This is a genomic window from Nonomuraea corallina (genome assembly GCF_027620315.1).
Classification (GTDB): domain Bacteria; phylum Actinomycetota; class Actinomycetes; order Streptosporangiales; family Streptosporangiaceae; genus Nonomuraea; species Nonomuraea corallina.
Genome location: NZ_JAPNNL010000047.1, coordinates 1 through 17,446, shown reverse-complemented (window position 1 = coordinate 17,446; position 17,446 = coordinate 1). Strand labels below are relative to the sequence as shown.

The window sequence follows — 17,446 nt, the reverse complement described above, 5'->3', positions numbered from 1 at the left end:
CGGCCCTCACAGGTCGACGGACCACATCTGCTCGGTGACCTCGATCCCGTTCTCCGAGCCCTTCTCCTGGGAGTCGAGCCGGAACCCGGCGGCCTCGTAGACGCGCCGCGCGCTGGTCAGGCAGTCGCGGGTCCACAGGACGACCCGTTCGCGCCCGTCGGCCCTGGCGTGCCGCAGGCACTCCTCGACCAGCCGGCGACCCAGGCCGAGCCCGCGCGCTGACGGCTCCACCAGCAGCAGCCTGAGCTGCCCCGTCGTGCCGTCCTTGCGGATGTAGAAGACGCAGCCGGCGGGCCGGCCGTCGACCTCGGCGATCCAGAGCGCGTCGCACGCCGGGTCGAAGTCGGCCACGACGCGCGCCACCAGCTGCTCGAAATCCCTGCCCCAGCCGTACTCCCTGGCGTAGAGGACGCCGTGCCGGTGGACCACCCAGCTCAGGTCGCCGTCGCGCGGCGGCCTGATCAGCGTGGTCCGCGGGCCGGCGGGCGGGTCGAGCACGTCCCTGATCGCGCGCATGGCGTCGAGCAGCCGCTCCCTGCCGTCCTCCGGCAGCCCGGCGAGAAGCCGCGTGATGTCGTCGGTCGAGGCCCGGTCGAGCGCCTCGAACGCCTCCCGGCCGGCCGGGGTGAGCCGTACCAGGTGCTTGCGCGCGTCGGCGGCCGAGCGCTCCCTGATGATCAGCCCGTCGCCGTCGAACCGGGTCAGGATCCGGCTCAGGTAGCCCGCGTCCAGGTCGAGCCGCGACCGCAGCTCGCCGGTCTCGAGCGAGCCCGCGTGCGCGACCTCGTACAGCACTCTGCCCTCGGTCAGCGAGTAGGGCAGGTCGTGCATGCCGGCCTGCAGCACGCCGATGACCCTGGTGTAGAAGCGGTTGAAGGCCCGCACCTCAGAGACTGTTGACTCAGTCAATAAACTCATTGCTTCAGTCAACCATGAGAGGATGGGGATGTGAAGAGGCACCCCTACATAGGCGGCTACGGGCCCGGCATCGTCACCCCCGGCGGCGAGCTGGCCCGGCTCGCGGCCCCGTCCTTCCTGGCGCGCCATCCGTCGCTCCCCGTGATCTACGCGGTGGGAGAGCTGGCCCAGGGCTGGATCACCGCCTTCAGCGCCCGCGAAGGACGGCTGTCGCCCTGGGACGAGCGCTCCAGCGAGGGCGACAGCCCGTGCCACGTCGCCGTCCACCCGTCCGGAGGGCTGCTCGCGATCGCCAACTACGGCGACGGCACGGCCAGCCTCCACCGGCTCGACGCGCGCGGGGTCTTCGACGGCGACCCGATCGTGCTGCGCGGCCACGGCTCCGGACCCCACCCCGAGCGACAGCAGGGCCCTCACGCCCATCAGGCGGTCTTCCACGAGGACCTGCTGTACGTCTCCGACCTCGGGGCCGACGTGATCCGCCGCTACACGCTCGACGGCGAGGCGCTGGAGCCGCTCACGCTGCCGCCGGGCACCGGGCCGCGCCACTTCGCCTTCGCCGGTCCGGTCCTCTACGTGACGGGCGAGCTCGACGGCACGGTCACCCGGCTCGCCCCCGGCGACGACGGCATCCGCGTGCGCGCCTCCACCGCCGTGACGGAGAACCTCCCCTCCCACCTGGAGCTCGCCGGCGACCTGGTCTACGTCGCCAACCGCGGCCCGGACACGATCTCCGTGCTGCGGGCCGACGACCTGTCCCAGGTGGCGGAGGTGCCGTCGGGCGGCGCCTGGCCGCGCCACTTCGCGATCGACGGCGACCGCATGTACGTGGCCAACCAGCACTCGGGCACCGTGGCGGAGTTCGCGCTCGCCGGGGGCATCCCCGAGCCGACGGGCGAGGTGACGGAGGTCGAGAGCCCTTCCTGCGTGCTGCCCGCCTAGCCCGTCGGGTCGCCGATCACCAGCTCCGCCAGCATCCGCCTGATCTCCTCCTCGACGGCCTGCTTGGTCAGGCCGAGCCCGGCCAGCGCCCGCGCGGCCGGTTCCTCGTCCAGTGTGAGCAGGGCGAACAGCACGTGCTCGGTGCCGACGTAGTTGTGGCCGAGCCGCAGCGCCTCGCGGAGCGTCAGCTCCAGCACTTTCCTGCCCTGCGCGGAGAACGGCGGCGTCGCCGGCGCGGCGTCGCCGCCCGGGCCGAGCGCGCTCTCCACCGCCTGCCTGATCTCGGCGAGCGGCGCGCCGAGCGTCACCATGGCCTTGGCCGCCAGCCCTTCGGGCTCGTGCAGCAGGCCGAGCACGAGGTGACCGGGGCCGATGTGGTCGTGCCCGAGGCGGCGCGCCTCCTCCTGCGACTTGACGATCACTACCCGGGCGCGGGGGGTGTAGCGCGCGTAGCTGCTCAGCTCCTCGGCGAGCGAGCCCTCCTTGGGCACGAACCGCTTCTGCGCCGCCTGCTTGGACACGCCCATGCTGCGGCCGATGTCGGTCCAGGACGCGCCGGAGTGGCGGGCCCTGTCGACGAAGTGGCCGATCAGATGGTCGGCCACTTCGCCCAGGTGCTCGCCCAGGGTGACCGCGTCGGACAGTTCGCCGAGCGGGTCGCCGTCGGGGTAGCGGCTCTTGATGACCTTGATGAGGTCGTCGAGACGAACGTTGTGTTCCATGCGTCAACCGTAGGTTGACGGTACCCAATCGTCAACCCTCGGTTGACGCCATGGTCAGCTCCACGGCCTTCCGCCAGCGGTCGTACCGGGCGTCGTCCCGCTCACCCGGCTCGAAACGGCGGTCGAGCTGCCAGGTCTTGCGCAGCTCCTCCGCCGAGCCCCACACCCCCGCGCCCAGCCCGGCCAGGAACGCCGCGCCGAGCGCCGTCGTCTCCTGGATCACCGGCCGCTCCACCGGCGTGCCGAGCTGGTCGGCCTGGAACTGCATGAGCAGGTCGTTGCCGCTGGCCCCGCCGTCGGCCTTCAGCGCCGGCGGACGCCCCTCGGCCGACGCCTCCACCACGTCGCGCACCTCGAACGCGATCGCCTCCAGCGTGGCCCGCACCAGATGCGCGCGGGTGGTGCCGCGGGTGATGCCGGTGATCAGACCCCGCGCCTCCGGGTTCCAGTGCGGGGCGCCCAGCCCGGTCAGCGCGGGCACGAACACGACGCCGCCGCTGTCGGGCACCGTGCGCGCGAGCGCCTCGGACTCCGCCGCGGTCCCGATCAGCCCCAGCCCGTCGCGCAGCCACTGCACCGCCGCGCCGGTCACGAACACCGACCCCTCCAGCGCGTACGTGCGCTCGCCCGACGGCGACTGCCAGGCCACCGTGGTCAGCAGCCCCGACTCCGAGCGGACGATCTCGGTCCCGGTGTTGGTCAGGATGAACGAGCCCGTCCCGTAGGTGCACTTGACCTCGCCCACCCCGTAACAGGTCTGGCCGAACAGCGCCGCCTGCTGGTCGCCCGCCACCCCGCTGATCGGCAGCTCCAGCCCGAGGAACGCGCCCGGATCCGTACGTCCCAGCTCGCCGTAGTTGGGCACCACCTCCGGCAGCGCGGACTCGGGCACCCCGAACAGCTCGCACAGCTCCGGCTCCCACGCGCCGGACTCCAGCCCGTACAGCAGCGTGCGCGAGGCGTTGGACGGGTCGGTCACGTGCCGCGCGCCCGCCGTGAGCCGGGCGATCAGATAGGCGTCCACGGTGCCCACCACGACCCGGCCCGAGGTGACGCCCTCCCAGGCGGCCGGGTCGTGCTCGGCCAGCCAGGTGAGCTTGGAACCGGTGAAGTACGGGTCGAGGCGCAGCCCCGTCAGCTCGGTCACCCGGGGTTCGTGCCCGGCGGCGCGCAGCCGCTCGCAGATGCCGCTCGTGCGGCGGTCCTGCCACACCACGGCCCGGCGCGGCGCGGCCAGCGACCGCCGGTCCCACAGCACCGCGGTCTCCCGCTGGTTGGTGAGGCCGACGCAGGCCGGCGTCGTGGAGGCCCCGCCCAGGGCGGTGGCGCAGGCGCTCAGCGTGGCCTGCCAGATGTCCTCGGGGTTGTGCTCGACCCAGCCCGGCCGCGGGAAGTGCTGGGCGAACTCCTCGTACCCCCTCGACTCGATCCGGCCGTCCTCGGTCACGACGAGCGCCGTGACACCCGTCGTGCCCGCGTCGATGGCCAACACACTCACGAAATCGCCTCCTGAACCGGTTTCGGCCGCTACGCTCGCGTTTGGTCTAGACCAATGCCCGTGAGGACGGGCACAATGCGATTCTGGTCGTGAAACACATCGGGAGGAACCCGCCATGCGTATAGGAGTGCTCACCGGAGGCGGCGATTGCCCCGGTCTGAACGCCGTGATCAGAGGTGTCGTCCGTAAGGGGGTGAGCGTCTACGGGCACGAGTTCGTCGGTTTCCGTGACGGCTGGCGCGGCCCCTTGGAGGGCGAGACGATGCCGCTGGACATCCAGGCCGTCCGGGGCATCCTGCCGCGCGGCGGCACGATCCTCGGCTCCTCCAGGACGAACCCGCTCAAGATCGACGGCGGGGTCGACCGGATCAAGGAGAACCTCGCGGCCACCGGCGTCGACGCGCTCATCGCTATCGGCGGAGAGGACACCCTCGGCGTCGCCAAGCAGCTGTTCGACCGCGACGTCAAGGTCGTCGGCGTGCCCAAGACGATCGACAACGACCTGTCCGGCACCGACTACACCTTCGGCTTCGACACCGCGGTCAACATCGCCACCGAGGCCATCGACCGGCTCCACACCACCGCCGAGTCCCACCACCGGGCGCTCATCTGCGAGGTCATGGGCCGCCACGCCGGGTGGATCGCGCTGCACGCCGGCATGGCCGGCGGCGCCAACGTGATCCTCATCCCGGAGAAGCCGTTCGACATCGACCGCGTCTGCGAGTACGTCGAGTCCCGCTTCCGCACCCGCTACTCGCCGATCATCGTGGTCGCCGAGGGCGCTCACCCCCTCGAGGGGCAGATGCAGCTGCAGGCCGGCGAGCTCGACGCGTTCGGCCACGTCCGGCTGGGCGGCATCGGCGAGACCCTGGCCAAGGAGATCGAGAAGCGGACCGGCAAGGAGGCCCGCACCACCGTGCTCGGCCACATCCAGCGCGGCGGCACGCCCACCGCGTTCGACCGGGTGCTGGCCACCCGCTTCGGCCTGCAGGCGATCGACGCGGCGCACGACGGCGACTTCGGCAAGATGGTGGCGCTGCGCGGCACCGACATCGTCCGCGTCGGGCTCGACGAGGCCACGGCCGAGCTGAAGACGGTGCCGGTCGAGCGTTACGCCGAGGCCGAGGTCTTCTTCGGCTGAGTGTTTCCGGGCTGTAAGCGACTTGCAAGCGGCGGGCCGTACCTTCTGGAGCAGCGGGGTTACCGCTACAACCCCCTCGAGGGTACGGTTCGCGCCGCGGCGAGTAGGCGGCCCACCACGCGTCGCGAGCCGTACCCATGACATAGCCCGACCACGAGGGCGTGCCGAGGGGATTCCCGAGCGGCGCGCCCTCGTCGTCTTTCCCGGGACGTTCACCACGTCCGCCGGGCAGGCGGAGGCGTCCGGGAGCTCCGGGGCCCGGACTAAACTCGATGATGCGCAGCGTTGTCCCTGGCGCTGATCCCCTGTCTCCCCCGGAGGTTCCACCATGAGGATGTCGGCCCTGGGCGAGCCGTGCGTTCTGCTCAAACTGGGCGAGATCGTCCTCAAGGGTAAGAACCGCGAGCTGTTCGAACGCCGCCTGATCGGCAACATCCGGCAGGCGCTCAAGGAGCTCGACCTCAAGGTCGACGTCCGCCGCCGCCACGGCGTCATCGCGATCTTCCTGCCCGACGGCACCGCCCCCGAGCAGGCCCAGACCGTGGCCGAGCGGGTCGCCGACGTGCCCGGCCTGGTGTGGATCCACCCCGCCTGGCGGGTCGCCAAGGACCCCGAGGCCGTGCTCAAGGCCGGGCTGGCGCTGTTCGCCGAGCGCGAGGAGGTCCGGCGCAAGGCCAGCTTCGCGGTCCGCTCCCGCCGCCGCGACAAGCGCTTCCCGCTGCGCTCCAACGAGCTCGACCGGCTCGTCGGCGGCGCCATCAACGACGAGTACGGCCTGCCCGTCGACCTGAGGAACCCCGAGCTGACCCTCTTCATCGAGGTCGACAGGGACGAGGTGTTCGTCTTCACCGGCGGGCTGCCCGGCCAGGGCGGGCTTCCGGTCGGCAGCAGCGGCCGGGCGCTGGTGCTCATGTCGGGCGGCATCGACTCGCCGGTGGCCGCCTACCGCATGATGCGGCGCGGGCTGCACGTCGACTTCCTCCACTTCTCCGGCATCCCGTTCACCACCTCGGAGTCGATCTACAAGGCCTACGCCCTGGTCAGGAAGCTCGACCGGTTCCAGGGCGGGTCGCGGCTGTGGGTGGTGCCGTTCGGCAAGGCCCAGCAGTCGATCCGCAACTCCGGCCAGGACCGGCTCGCAGTGATCGCCCAGCGGCGGCTCATGCTCAAGACGGCCGAGGAGGTCGCCCACCGCATCCGGGCCGGCGCGCTGATCACCGGCGACGCGCTCGGCCAGGTGTCCTCCCAGACGCTGGCCAACATCACCGCCCAGGACCACGCGGTCGACCTGCCGATCCTGCGCCCCCTGGTCGGCTGGGACAAGACCGAGATCATGGCCGAGGCCCGGCGCATCGGCACCCTGGAGATCTCCGAGCTGCCCGACGAGGACTGCTGCTCGCTCCTGGCCCCGCGCCGCGCCGAGACCCGCGCCAAGATCGAGGACCTCAAGCAGATCGAGAAGCGCCTCGACGCCGAGGAGCTGGCGGTCCAGCTCGCCGACTCCATCCAGGAGTACACCCTCTGACGGGGCGGGGCCCGGCCCCCCGCCCCGCCGGGGCTCAGACGGCCAGCGCCGCCGCGGCCGCCTTGCCCAGCAGCGGCGGGAAGTCGCGCATGACCTGGGCCAGCTCGCCCAGGTCGGTGTCGACCAGCGCCTGCGGCCCGTCGCAGAGCGCCTGCTCCGGCCGCGGGTGCACGTCGATGATGATCCCGTCGGCGCCGGCCGCGATGGCCGCCCGGCTCAGCGGCAGCACCAGGTCACGCCGGCCGCCCGAGTGCGACGGGTCCACGATCACGGGCAGGTGCGACAGCCGCTGCGCCACCGGCACCGCCGCCACGTCCAGCGTGTTGCGGGTCGCGGTCTCGAACGTCCTGATGCCCCGCTCACACAGCACCACGTCCAGGTTGCCGCGCTGCGCGATGTACTCGGCCGCCATCAGCCACTCCTCCATGGTCGCGCTCATGCCGCGCTTGAGCAGCACCGGCCTCCCGGCCGCGCCCACCGCCTGCAGCAGCCCGAAGTTCTGCGCGTTGCGGGTGCCGACCTGCAGCATGTCCGCGTACGAGGCCACCAGCGGCACGTCGTGCGCGTCCACCACCTCGGTCACGATCGGCAGCCCGGTCTCCTCGCGCACCTCGGCCAGGATGCGCAGCCCCTGCTCGCCCAGCCCCTGGAACGCGTAGGGCGAGGTGCGCGGCTTGTAGGCGCCGCCGCGCAGCAGCGTCGCCCCGGCCGCCTGCGCCATCCTGGCCGCCTCCAGCGTCTGCTCCCGCGTCTCCACCGCGCACGGCCCCGCGATGAGCGTCACCGTGCCGGGCCCGATGGGCACCCCGCCCACGTGCACCGTCGAGCGCTCGGGATGGTTCTCCCGGCTGACCAGCTTGTACGGACTGGAGATCCGCATCACGTCCCGCACCCCCGCCATGCCGCGCAGGCCGGCGGCGTCGAGCTGGGTCACGTCGCCCACCAGGCCGACGATCGTGCGCTGCACCCCCTTGCTCACGAACGCGTCGACCCCCGCCGACCGCACGACGCCGACGATGGACGCCACGTCCTCGGAGGTGGCCTCCGGGCCCATCACGATGACCATGTGTACTCCCTCGGGAAACGCAGAAGGCCCCGGGTCCTGTCGGACCCGGGGCCTTCGTGCTCGCCTATGTCTGCTAGCGCAGCGCTAGGTGGCGAACGGTCCGACTGGGTCCGTCGCCATACCAAAACAGGAACGCGGTGCGCATAGTGCGGCAATAGTACCCCACCGCGCCCCGCTGCCCCGCCGCCCGCCCACCGGTGGCAGGATGGCTCAAGACCGAGCGACCGGCGAGGGGAGCAGTAATCGTGGAGGAGACGCGCCTGCCTCCAGGCCAGTACGTCCCCCGCGGCCTACCCGTGATCCACTACGGCCGGGTGCCTGCGTTCAGGCCCGAGTCGTGGGACCTGAAGGTGTTCGGCGCCACCGCCTCGGGTGAGGAGCACGCCTTCGGCTGGGAGGAGTTCACCGGCCTGCCCAGGACGGTCCGGGTGGCCGACTTCCACTGCGTCACCAAGTTCTCCGTGCCCGGCCTGGAGTGGGGCGGCGTGCCGCCGTCCGCCCTGGTCGCCGCCGCCCCGCCCGACCCGGGCGTGCGCCACGTGATGATCTGGGCCGAGTACGGCTACAGCGCCAACCTGCGCTGGTCCGACTTCACCGCCCCCACCACCCTGTTCGCCACCGAGCTGGGGGACAAGCCGCTCACCGCCGAGCACGGCGCCCCCCTCCGCCTGGTCGTGCCCCACCTGTACGGGTGGAAGAGCGTCAAATGGGTGCGCGCGATCGAGTACCTCCTGGAGGACCGCCGGGGCTTCTGGGAGGAACGCGGCTACCACAACGTCGCCGACCCGTGGCGCGAGCAGCGCTACTCCTATCAGGAGGAGCCGGGCGACGGCCCGCCATGACATGACCTGCGGGTTTCCGCCCCCACCTGGGCGGTTGTTGGCTACGGTTGCCCGCATGCTGACCACCGCGTGCGTGGTGCTCCCCTGCCTGACCTTCGTCCTCGGCTACACCTTTGCCCGGCGCCGCGCCGCTCGGGATGGCCAGGACCGCGAGGCCACCTTCACCACGCTGCACCTCGCCGCCCTGGCGGCCCCCGCCCTGCGCGCCGGGCTCAACCGCGACTCCGCCCGCAAGGCCGTGCGCCACCTGCACGCCCTGCTCGGCACGTACGCGGTCGCCATCACCTCCACCGAGGCCGCGCTGGCCTGGGACGGCCCCTGCTCCGACGAGGTCCTCACCTACGCCAGGTCCGCGTTCGCCTCCGGCCGGGCCCAGCTGTTCGCCGGCGAGCCGTACGGCGCGGTCGTCGTGCCGCTCACCGTCGACGGCCGGATCGTCGGGGCGCTGGCCGCCTTCGACGACGAGCTCAGCGCCGGCCTGGTCCGCTCCGTCACCGAGGTGGGCCGCTGGATGTCCGGCCAGCTGGAGCTGGCCGAGCTGGACTCCTCACGGCGGCGCGCGCTGGAGGCCGACATGCGGGCGCTGCGGGCGCAGATCTCGCCGCACTTCGTGCACAACGCGCTCACCACCATCGCCTCGTTCGTCCGCACCGATCCCGGGCGCGCCCGCGAGCTGCTGCTCGACTTCGCGGACTTCGCCAGGTACGCGCTGCGCCGGGCGCACGACTTCACGACGCTCGCCGACGAGCTCACCTGCGTCGACCGCTACCTGCTGCTGGAACGTGCCAGGTTCGGCGACAAGCTGCGGTTCAGCCTCCAGGTGGCGCCCGAGGTGCTGCCGGTGCCCGTCCCGTTCCTGTGCCTGCAGCCGCTGGTCGAGAACGCCATCAAGCACGGCATGCGCGGCCGCGCCGGCGAGGTGCGGATCGTGGCCCGCGACGCCGGCCCCGAGGCGCACATCACCGTCGAGGACGACGGCGTGGGCATGGACCCCGAGCGCGCCCGCAGCGTGCTGGACGAGGACCCGGCCCGCGAGGGCGCCGGGATCGGCCTGGCCAACGTCGACCTGCGGCTGCGCCAGATCTACGGCGACGGGTACGGGCTCAAGGTCGAGACGGCGCTGGGCGCCGGCACGAAGGTGCGGCTGCGGGTGCCCAAGGCGCAGCTGACCTCTCTGTGATCCGTTCCGCGATCCTTTCCGTGATCCTTTCCGTGATCCGGGTGTGACGCATCGTGCTGCCTGGCCTTGTGAGCTCGGCGTTTGTGGTGCAGCGTAGGGGCATGCTTCGTGTGCTGGTGGTCGACGACGAGGTGCCCGCGCTGGAGGAGCTGGCCTACCTGCTGCGCAGGGACGGCCGCGTCGAGCACGTGCTCACCGCGTCCGACGGGGTGGCCGCGCTGCAGGACATGGTCCAGATGGTCTCCGGCGGCGAGCGGCTGGACGCGATCTTCCTCGACATCCGCATGCCGGGCCTCGACGGGCTCGACCTGGCCCGGCTGGTCGGCGGCTTCCCCAGCCCGCCGAAGGTGGTCTTCGTCACCGCTCACGACGAGTGCGCCGTCCAGGCGTTCGAGATGGAGGCCGTCGACTATCTCCTCAAGCCGGTCAGGGCGGAGCGGCTGGCGGAGGCGGTGCGCCGGCTGGAGGTCTCCTCCTCGCCGCCCGCCGACCCCGGCCAGGACGACGTGATCCCGGTCGAGCTCGGCGGACGCACCCGGTTCGTGCCGCAGCAGGCGGTCCGTTTCGCCGAGGCCCAGGGCGACTACGTGCGGCTGCACACGGTGGACGGCAGCTACCTCGTGCGCATGTCCCTGGCGGCGCTGGAGCGCCGCTGGGCCGACGCCGGGTTCATCCGGGTCCACCGCAGCACGCTGGTCTCCAGCCGTCACGTGAGCGAACTGCGGTTCGAGGGCGGCCGCGTCACCCTCACCGTCGGCACCGAGACCCTCCAGGTCAGCCGCAGGCACAGCAGGCAGGTACGCGAACTCCTGGTCCGCCAGCACCGGGGCGTCATGTCCTGACCCCCGGCGGGCGGAGGAGCCGGAGCGGGGGTGGCGGCGTCCCGCCGCGCCGGAGGCGGGTGTGAACCGGGAGGCGGGCCGCACGCCCCGCCGCACCGGGAGTCCCCGTCCGGTGAGGATCGCGATTGCGCAGGTCACACGGCCTCACCCGAGCCGGGCTCGGCCGTGCCGGAATCCCGGGGGAGACCCGCCGGGGCCGGCGGATCGACCGCTCGTCGCGCCCGGCTGACCGCTCGTCGCCGGAACACGTTCCGCACATCGCTGGCTACACGCCGTTCGACGAGCCCTCCGCCAATCGGGTGACCCGGGGTAGATCACGACCGTAGTGTTTCGGCATCGGAGCCACCCGGCGCATCGGGGGGACGGACCGGAAGGTTCGCCGCATGTGCCGGATCCAGGGTGACCCTCGCGGGTCACCGCGGCTGTCGGGCCCTTGACCGGGGGGTGGGGCCCGCCGGCCGGACACGTGCAGAGGCGCCCGCGGGGGTCGCGGACAGACCGCGATCCGGCCACACGGGGGCGGCCGGATCCCACCGGCGGGCGCCTCGGGCACGTCCTCACCGGCCCCTCGCCGGCCCCTCGCCGGCCCCTCGCCGGCCCCTCGCCGGCGCGGACGCGCGGGTCACCCCTCGTCGCGCAGGCGCTTCAGGGTCTCGATGTCCTCGCGGTGCTTGTCGGCCTTGCCGGGCGTCTCGATGCAGAGGGGCACGCCCGCGGCCGCCGGATGACGCATCAGCTCGGCGAAGGGGCGGGCGCCGATGTGGCCCGCGCCGATGTTCTCGTGGCGGTCCTTCTTGGCGCCGCACACGTCCTTGGAGTCGTTGGCGTGGATCAGCTTCAGGCGGCCCGGCGCGATCTTGTGCAGCAGGTCGAGCATCTCGTCCGTACCGCCCTCGGCGGCCAGGTCGTGACCGGCGGCGAAGGCGTGGCAGGTGTCGAGGCAGACGCCGGCCCGGGGATGCCAGTCGAGCGCCGCCAGGTAGGGCTCCAGGTCGCCGACCGTGGCGCAGAGCATCGCCCCCTGCCCCGCCATCGGCTCCAGCAGCAGGTCGGGGCCGCCGTCGGGGATCTCGGCGAGCAGCGGCAGGAGGTGCTCGCGCAGTTGGCGCATCGCGTCGTCGCGCGGCTGCGACACCGCCGACCCGGTGTGGACCACGACGCCCCTGGCCCCGATCTCGGCGCCGCGGCGCAGCGTGTGGCGGACGACCGCCTCGGAGTTGGCGAGCGTGTCGGCGCTGGGCGAGCCGAAGTTGACCAGGTAGGGCACGTGCACGAAGGTCTCGACGCCGGACTCGGCGAGCAGCGCGTCCTGGTCGGGTCTGCCGGGGTTGAGCGCCCAGCCGCGCGGGTTGGTGACGAACACCTGGATCATCTCGGCGCCGATCTCGGCCATGTAGGCGAGACCGCCCTTGGCCAGGCCGCCGGTGACGGTCACGTGGCCGCCGATGAGAGAGCGTGGGGTCATGATGGCCCTCAGTCTACGGCCCTGCGGCGACGGCGAACCCGCTGGTCACGCGGCAGGGCGAGACACGCCCGCCGCGCGGGGTTGGAGCATGACACGAAAAGTCTTGGCCAACCCGGGGGCCGGTTCGGAGTTCTGGCGGGTGGACCGGGCGCCACCGGCCTGTGTGTACTCGTCTCATGCCGAACCCGCCCGCCGGCCTGGCCGCCTTCAACGCCCTCGACCCGCAGGACGCGGAGAAGGAGCTGCTCGCCTGCTGCGCCTCCCGCGCCTTCGCCCGGGAGGTCGCCGCGCGCCGCCCGTACCCGGACCGCGACCGGCTGGCCGACGCGGCCGGGCGCGCGGTGCTGGCGCTCGACTGGCCCGACGTGCTGGAGGCGCTCGGCGCCCACCCGCGCATCGGCGAGCGCCCGGCCGGTGACTCCCGGGAGGCCGCCTGGTCCCGCCGCGAGCAGGCCGGGGTCGAGGACGGGCTGCGCGCCGCCCTCGCCGAGGGCAACCGCGCCTACGAGGAACGCTTCGGGTACGTCTACCTCGTCTGCGCCACCGGCCTGACCGGCGCCGAGATGCTCCGGCTGCTGCGTGAGCGGCTCGGCCACGACGAGGAGACCGAGCGCCGCACCGTACGGGAGGAACTCGCCAAGATCACCCGGTTGCGGGCCGGGAAGCTGGCGGAGGGGGACCGGTGAGCTTCTCGACCCACGTGCTGGACGCGACCACCGGCAGGCCCGCCGCCGGGATGCGGGTGCGGCTGGAACGCGAGGGCGCCGTCGTGGCCGAGGGCGTCACCGACGCCGACGGCCGGATCAAGGGCTGGGAGCCGGGCGCCGGCGTGCACCGGGTCGTCTTCGACACCGGCGCCCACCTGGCCGAGACGTTCTACCCGGAGGTCGTCATCACGTTCACCGTGACCGACCCCGCCGACCACTACCACGTGCCGCTGCTGCTCAGCCCGTACGCGTACTCCACCTACCGAGGGAGCTAGATGGCGATCGTTCTCGGACCCAACCGCTACGGCAAGGCGGAGACCAGGCTGGTACGGGTCGTCAGGGACGGCGGCGTCCACCACGTCAAGGACGTCAACGTCAGCACCTCGCTGTCCGGCGCGATGCGCGAGGCGCACCTCACCGGCGACAACGCGGCGGTGCTGCCGACGGACACGCAGAAGAACACCGCGTACGCGCTCGCCCGCCGGCACGGCGTCGGCCAGATCGAGGACTTCGCCCTCCTGCTGGCCCGCCACTTCACCCGCCACGACACCATCCACCACGCCAGGGTCGCCGTCGAGGAGTACGGCTGGAACCGGATCGGCGACACCGGCCACTCCTTCTCCCGCGACGGCGGCGAGACGCGCACCTGCGTGGCCCACCACGACCGGGACGGCCGCGCGAGCGTGATCTCCGGGCTGACGGGCCTGGTGCTGATGAACACGACCGGCTCGGAGTTCCACGGCTTCCTCACCGACCCGTACACGACGCTGCGGCCTGCCACCGACCGCATCCTCGCCACCGCCGTGGACGCCCGCTGGCGGCACACGGGCGTCGAGGCCGACTTCGCCGCCTCGTACGCGCTCGTGCGCCGCTGCCTGCTGGAGGCGTTCGCCGGCACGCACAGCCTGTCGTTGCAGCAGACCCTGTACGCGATGGGGGAGCGGGTGCTGGCCACCTGCCCGGAGGTCTGCGAGGTCAGGCTCGCCCTGCCGAACAAGCACCACTTCACGGTCGACCTGACCCCGTTCGGGCTGGACAACGAGAACGAGGTGTTCCACGCGGCCGACCGGCCCTACGGACTGATCGAGGGCACGGTGCTGCGCGACGACGCGCCCGACGCCGGATTCGCCTGGGAGTGATCGATGGAGTTCCTGCGCCCCACCACGTGGGCCGAGGCGCTGGCGGCCAAGGCCGACCAGCCGGACGCGGTGCCCCTCCAGGGTGGCACCGACGTCATGGTGGAGATCAACTTCTCCGTGCGCCGGCCGCCGGCGCTGCTCGACCTGACCGCCGTGCCCGAGCTCGCCACCTGGTCCAGGGACGGCGACCGGTATCGGATCGGCGCCGCCGTCCCGTACAGCACGATCATCGCCGAGCTCGGCGGCGCGCTGCCGGGGCTGGCCCAGGCGGCGCGGACGGTCGGCTCGCCGCAGATCCGCAACCGCGGCTCGGTCGGCGGCAACCTCGGCGCGGCCTCGCCCGCCGGCGACAGCCACCCGCCGCTGCTGGCCGCAGGCGCCGCCGTCGAGGTGGAGTCGCGCGAGCGCGGCCTCAGGACGATCCCCGCCGAGGAGTTCTACCTGGGTGTCAAACGCTCCGCGCTGCTCCCGGACGAGCTGATCAAGGCCGTGCGCGTGGAGCGCGCGGCCGGGCCGCAGTACTTCGCCAAGGTCGGCACCCGCAACGCCATGGTGATCGCCGTCTGCTCGTTCGCGGTCGCGCTGCACCCAGGCGAGCGGCGCGTCGGCACCGGGCTGGGCTCGGCCGCGCCCACGCCGCGCCGGGCGCTGGAGGCGGAGGAGTTCCTGGCCGCCGAGCTCGACTGGTCGGCGCCGCTGGAACCGGCGCTGCTCGCGCGGTTCGGCGAGCTGTGCGCGTCGGCCGCCGCGCCGATCGACGACGTGCGCGGCACCGCGGACTACCGCCGGCACGCCATCGCGGTGCTGGCCCGGCGCACGCTCACCTGGGCGTGGCAGGACCACCTGGAGAGGAGGGCGGCCTGATGAGGGTGACGTTCACGGTCAACGGCCGCGAGGAGACGGCCGAGGACGTGTGGGAGGGCGAGAGCCTGCTGTACGTGCTGCGCGAGCGGCTCGGCCTTCCCGGCTCCAAGAACGCCTGCGAGCAGGGCGAGTGCGGCTCCTGCACGGTCTACCTCGACGACGCGCCGGTCTGCGCCTGCCTGGTCGCCGCCGGCCAGGCGCAGGGCCGCCGGGTGCGCACCGTCGAAGGGCTCGCCGAGCGGGGACTGGACCCGGTGCAGGAGGCGTTCGTGGAGTCCGGCGCGGTGCAGTGCGGCTTCTGCACGCCCGGCCTCGTCGTGCAGGCCCACGACCTGCTCGAACGCGTCGAGCGGCCGTCCGACGCGGAGATCCGCGAGGCGCTGGCCGGGAACCTGTGCCGGTGCACCGGGTACGAGAAGATCCTCGACGCCGTCAAGCTGGCGGCCGAGCGCAAGGCGGCGGCCCGGTGAGCATCCTCATCGAGAACGCGTACGTCGCCCCCGTCGCCGGCCCCGAGATCGAGCGCGGCTGGATCCTCGTCGACGGCGACCGGATCACCTCGCTCGGCCCCATGGACCAGCCTCCCGACGCCGGCGACGCCACCCGCATCGACGCCACCGGCTGCCTGGCCACCCCCGGCCTGGTCAACACCCACCACCACCTCTACCAGTGGGCCTCCCAGGGCCTCGCCCAGGACGCGACCCTGTTCGAGTGGCTGGTGGCGCTCTACCAGGTGTGGGCCGCCATGGACGCCGAGGTCGTCAGGGGAGCCGCCACGGCCGGGCTCGGCTATCTCGCGCTGTCCGGCTGCACCACCTCCAGCGACCACCACTACATCTTCCCCAAGGGCCGCGGCGACCTGCTCGCCGCCGAGATCGAGGCCGCCCGCGAGCTGGGCCTGCGCTTCCACCCGGCGCGTGGCTCGATGGACCGGGGCCGGTCCGCGGGCGGGCTGCCGCCGGACGTGGTCGTGGAGGAGCTGGACGAGATCCTCGCCGCCACCGCCGACGCCGTGGACGCCTACCACGACCCGTCCCCGTCCTCCATGCTGCGGATCGCGGTCGCGCCGTGCTCGCCGTTCTCCGTCAGCGCCGAGCTGATGACCGAGGCCGCCCGGCTCGCCCGCGACAAGGGGGTGCGGCTGCACACCCACCTGGCCGAGACGCTCGACGAGGAGGAGCACTGCCAGGCCCAGTTCGGCCTGCGCCCCGTCGACTACATGGACAAGCTCGGCTGGCTCGGCCCCGACGTGTGGGTCGCGCACGCCGTGCACCTCAGCGACCCCGACATCGGCAAGCTCGCCGTCACCGGCACCGGCTCCGCCCACTGCCCGTCGTCCAACGGCCGCCTCGGCGCCGGCATCGCCCGCGTGTCGGAGATGCTGCGGCGCGGCGCCAACGTCGGGCTGGGGGTCGACGGCAGCGCCTCCTCCGAGCTGACCGGGCTGGCCGGGGAGATGCGGCAGGCGCTGCTGTTCCAGCGCGCCCGATACGGCCCGGCCGCGCTCACCGCCCGGCAGGCGCTGGAGATCGCCACCCTCGGCGGCGCCCGCAACCTCGGCCGCCAGGACGAGCTCGGCACCCTGGAGCCGGGCAAGCTCGCCGACCTGGCGCTGTGGCGGGTCGACGGGCCGTTCACCGCGGCCGTGACCGACCCGGTCTGCGCGCTGGTGTTCGGCCCCCAGCCGCCGCTGGTCCGGCTGCTGGTCGGCGGGCGCACCGTGGTCGAGGACGGCGAGCTGCGCACCGTGGCGCACGACGCCGCCGGGAGGGCCGGCGCCGACGCCCGCCGCCGCCTGACCCGGATGGCGCGGGAGCAGGGGTTCACCGCCTCTCGTGAGCTCTGAGAGGCGCGGATGTGATGATGGTGGATCTCGCCCGTCCATGACACAGGAGTCCCGCAGTGGTCCAGCACGTCCTCGTCGCCCCTGACAAGTTCAAGGGATCGCTGACCGCGGCCGAGGTGGCCGCGACCGTCGCCGCCGCCCTCGGCGCCCCCGCGGTCGAGCTGCCCGTGGCCGACGGCGGCGACGGCACCGTCGAGGCCGCCGTGGCCGCCGGGTTCGACCGCGTCACCGTACGGGTGACCGGGCCCACCGGTGAGCCCGTCGACGCCTCGTACGCCAGGCGCGGCGACACCGCCGTCATCGAGCTCGCCGAGGCGTCCGGACTGCGCCGCCTGCCCGCGGGACCGGAGCCGCTCACCGCCACCAGCCACGGCACCGGCGAGCTGATCGCCGACGCCGTCAAGCGGGGCGCCACCCGGGTGGTGCTCGGCCTCGGCGGCAGCGCCTGCACCGACGGCGGAGCGGGCCTGGTCCAGGCGCTCGGCGCCCGCCTCCTCGACGCCGGGGGCCGGGACCTGCCGCGCGGCGGCGCCGCCCTGCGCGACCTCGACCGCATCGACCTGTCCGGCTTCCCCGACGTCTCCGGCGTCACGTTCGTGGTGGCCAGCGACGTCGACAACCCCCTGCTCGGCCCGCACGGCGCCGCCGCCGTCTACGGGCCGCAGAAGGGCGCCACCCCCGAGCAGGTCACGCTGCTGGACGCCGCGCTCGGCCGGCTCGCCGCCGTCGCCACCCGCACCCACGGCCTG

Annotated in this window: 18 protein-coding genes; 13 read left to right on the top strand and 5 right to left on the bottom strand. The window is 73.2% G+C overall.

What is annotated here, in order from left to right; translation table 11 throughout:
- Positions 1-6: 6 nt before the first annotated feature.
- A complete protein-coding gene (locus OUY22_RS14495) occupies positions 7-885 on the bottom strand; it encodes a bifunctional helix-turn-helix transcriptional regulator/GNAT family N-acetyltransferase (RefSeq protein ID WP_270155453.1) in 879 nt (292 codons plus the stop codon).
- Between the two features lie 63 nt (positions 886-948).
- On the opposite strand from OUY22_RS14495, the gene OUY22_RS14490 reads away from it, so the two are divergent.
- The gene (locus OUY22_RS14490; RefSeq protein ID WP_270155452.1) at positions 949-1,860 is read left to right on the top strand and encodes a lactonase family protein; all 912 of its coding nucleotides are present in this window, start codon (positions 949-951) and stop codon (positions 1,858-1,860) included.
- On the opposite strand, the gene OUY22_RS14485 is transcribed toward OUY22_RS14490, so the two are convergent.
- Positions 1,857-2,582, bottom strand: a complete 726-nt coding sequence (locus OUY22_RS14485) for a Clp protease N-terminal domain-containing protein (RefSeq protein ID WP_270155451.1) — start codon at positions 2,580-2,582, stop codon at positions 1,857-1,859. The two genes, OUY22_RS14490 and OUY22_RS14485, sit on opposite strands and share 4 nt — an antisense overlap.
- A 31-nt stretch (positions 2,583-2,613) precedes the next feature.
- Positions 2,614-4,080 (bottom strand): glycerol kinase GlpK, encoded by a 1,467-nt coding sequence (gene glpK, locus OUY22_RS14480; RefSeq protein WP_270155450.1) that lies wholly within the window; start codon positions 4,078-4,080, stop codon positions 2,614-2,616.
- A gap of 115 nt (positions 4,081-4,195) precedes the next feature.
- Here glpK and OUY22_RS14475 point away from each other — a divergent pair, with 115 nt between their 5' ends.
- Both OUY22_RS14475 and thiI read left to right on the top strand, forming a co-directional pair.
- Positions 4,196-5,221: a 6-phosphofructokinase gene (locus OUY22_RS14475; protein ID WP_270155449.1), complete on the top strand. Its 1,026-nt coding sequence runs from the start codon at positions 4,196-4,198 to the stop codon at positions 5,219-5,221.
- 328 nt (positions 5,222-5,549) lie between these two features.
- The gene (gene thiI, locus OUY22_RS14470; RefSeq protein ID WP_270155448.1) at positions 5,550-6,746 is read left to right on the top strand and encodes a tRNA uracil 4-sulfurtransferase ThiI; all 1,197 of its coding nucleotides are present in this window, start codon (positions 5,550-5,552) and stop codon (positions 6,744-6,746) included.
- A gap of 34 nt (positions 6,747-6,780) precedes the next feature.
- Here thiI and aroF read toward each other — a convergent pair whose 3' ends face one another.
- On the bottom strand, positions 6,781-7,812 hold the full coding sequence (gene aroF / locus OUY22_RS14465; protein ID WP_270155447.1) for a 3-deoxy-7-phosphoheptulonate synthase: 1,032 nt from the start codon (positions 7,810-7,812) through the stop codon (positions 6,781-6,783).
- Positions 7,813-8,057: 245 nt separating this feature from the next.
- Between aroF and OUY22_RS14460 the strand changes: the two genes are divergently transcribed.
- The 3 genes from OUY22_RS14460 (at position 8,058) to OUY22_RS14450 (ending at position 10,676) form a co-directional block, all read left to right on the top strand.
- Complete coding sequence (locus OUY22_RS14460) at positions 8,058-8,654, top strand: molybdopterin-dependent oxidoreductase (RefSeq protein WP_270155446.1); 597 nt, start codon at positions 8,058-8,060, stop codon at positions 8,652-8,654.
- A 55-nt stretch (positions 8,655-8,709) separates the two neighbouring features.
- Positions 8,710-9,834: a sensor histidine kinase gene (locus OUY22_RS14455; protein WP_270155445.1), complete on the top strand. Its 1,125-nt coding sequence runs from the start codon at positions 8,710-8,712 to the stop codon at positions 9,832-9,834.
- Between the two features lie 101 nt (positions 9,835-9,935).
- Entirely contained in the window at positions 9,936-10,676 is a 741-nt protein-coding gene (locus OUY22_RS14450; protein WP_270155444.1) for a LytR/AlgR family response regulator transcription factor, read from the top strand.
- A 622-nt stretch (positions 10,677-11,298) separates the two neighbouring features.
- Here OUY22_RS14450 and OUY22_RS14445 read toward each other — a convergent pair.
- A complete protein-coding gene (locus tag OUY22_RS14445) occupies positions 11,299-12,141 on the bottom strand; it encodes a deoxyribonuclease IV (protein ID WP_270155443.1) in 843 nt (280 codons plus the stop codon).
- Positions 12,142-12,317: 176 nt separating this feature from the next.
- Between OUY22_RS14445 and uraD the strand changes: the two genes are divergently transcribed.
- The 7 genes from uraD to OUY22_RS14410 all read left to right on the top strand — a co-directional run.
- A complete protein-coding gene (gene uraD, locus OUY22_RS14440; RefSeq protein ID WP_270155442.1) occupies positions 12,318-12,827 on the top strand; it encodes a 2-oxo-4-hydroxy-4-carboxy-5-ureidoimidazoline decarboxylase in 510 nt (169 codons plus the stop codon).
- Positions 12,824-13,123, top strand: a complete 300-nt coding sequence (uraH, locus tag OUY22_RS14435; RefSeq protein ID WP_270155441.1) for a hydroxyisourate hydrolase — start codon at positions 12,824-12,826, stop codon at positions 13,121-13,123. The genes uraD and uraH overlap by 4 nt, the downstream gene beginning before the upstream one ends.
- Positions 13,124-13,987 carry a factor-independent urate hydroxylase gene (gene pucL / locus OUY22_RS14430; RefSeq protein ID WP_270155440.1) on the top strand — a complete coding sequence of 288 codons (864 nt, stop codon included), beginning with the start codon at positions 13,124-13,126 and terminating at the stop codon, positions 13,985-13,987.
- A gap of 3 nt (positions 13,988-13,990) precedes the next feature.
- Complete coding sequence (locus tag OUY22_RS14425; protein ID WP_270155439.1) at positions 13,991-14,851, top strand: FAD binding domain-containing protein; 861 nt, start codon at positions 13,991-13,993, stop codon at positions 14,849-14,851.
- Positions 14,851-15,321 (top strand): (2Fe-2S)-binding protein, encoded by a 471-nt coding sequence (locus OUY22_RS14420; RefSeq protein WP_270155438.1) that lies wholly within the window; start codon positions 14,851-14,853, stop codon positions 15,319-15,321. The genes OUY22_RS14425 and OUY22_RS14420 overlap by 1 nt, the downstream gene beginning before the upstream one ends.
- Positions 15,318-16,697, top strand: coding sequence for an 8-oxoguanine deaminase (locus OUY22_RS14415; RefSeq protein WP_270155437.1), 1,380 nt, complete (start codon positions 15,318-15,320; stop codon positions 16,695-16,697). Before OUY22_RS14420 ends, OUY22_RS14415 begins: the two co-directional genes overlap by 4 nt.
- A 56-nt stretch (positions 16,698-16,753) precedes the next feature.
- Positions 16,754-17,446 (top strand): glycerate kinase (locus OUY22_RS14410; RefSeq protein ID WP_270155436.1); only part of this gene is annotated, 693 nt, incomplete at its 3' end.

Bases quoted from the DNA above. Each gene is read 5' to 3' on its own strand.
- OUY22_RS14485 (WP_270155451.1), bottom strand. From the start codon at position 2,582: ATGGAACACAACGTTCGTCTCGACGACCTCATCAAGGTCATCAAGAGC.
- OUY22_RS14475 (WP_270155449.1), top strand. From the start codon at position 4,196: ATGCGTATAGGAGTGCTCACCGGAGGCGGCGATTGCCCCGGTCTGAAC.
- thiI (WP_270155448.1), top strand. From the start codon at position 5,550: ATGAGGATGTCGGCCCTGGGCGAGCCGTGCGTTCTGCTCAAACTGGGC.
- aroF (WP_270155447.1), bottom strand. From the start codon at position 7,812: ATGGTCATCGTGATGGGCCCGGAGGCCACCTCCGAGGACGTGGCGTCC.
- OUY22_RS14455 (WP_270155445.1), top strand. From the start codon at position 8,710: ATGCTGACCACCGCGTGCGTGGTGCTCCCCTGCCTGACCTTCGTCCTC.
- OUY22_RS14450 (WP_270155444.1), top strand. From the start codon at position 9,936: ATGCTTCGTGTGCTGGTGGTCGACGACGAGGTGCCCGCGCTGGAGGAG.
- OUY22_RS14445 (WP_270155443.1), bottom strand. From the start codon at position 12,141: ATGACCCCACGCTCTCTCATCGGCGGCCACGTGACCGTCACCGGCGGC.
- uraD (WP_270155442.1), top strand. From the start codon at position 12,318: ATGCCGAACCCGCCCGCCGGCCTGGCCGCCTTCAACGCCCTCGACCCG.
- pucL (WP_270155440.1), top strand. From the start codon at position 13,124: ATGGCGATCGTTCTCGGACCCAACCGCTACGGCAAGGCGGAGACCAGG.
- OUY22_RS14425 (WP_270155439.1), top strand. From the start codon at position 13,991: ATGGAGTTCCTGCGCCCCACCACGTGGGCCGAGGCGCTGGCGGCCAAG.
- OUY22_RS14420 (WP_270155438.1), top strand. From the start codon at position 14,851: ATGAGGGTGACGTTCACGGTCAACGGCCGCGAGGAGACGGCCGAGGAC.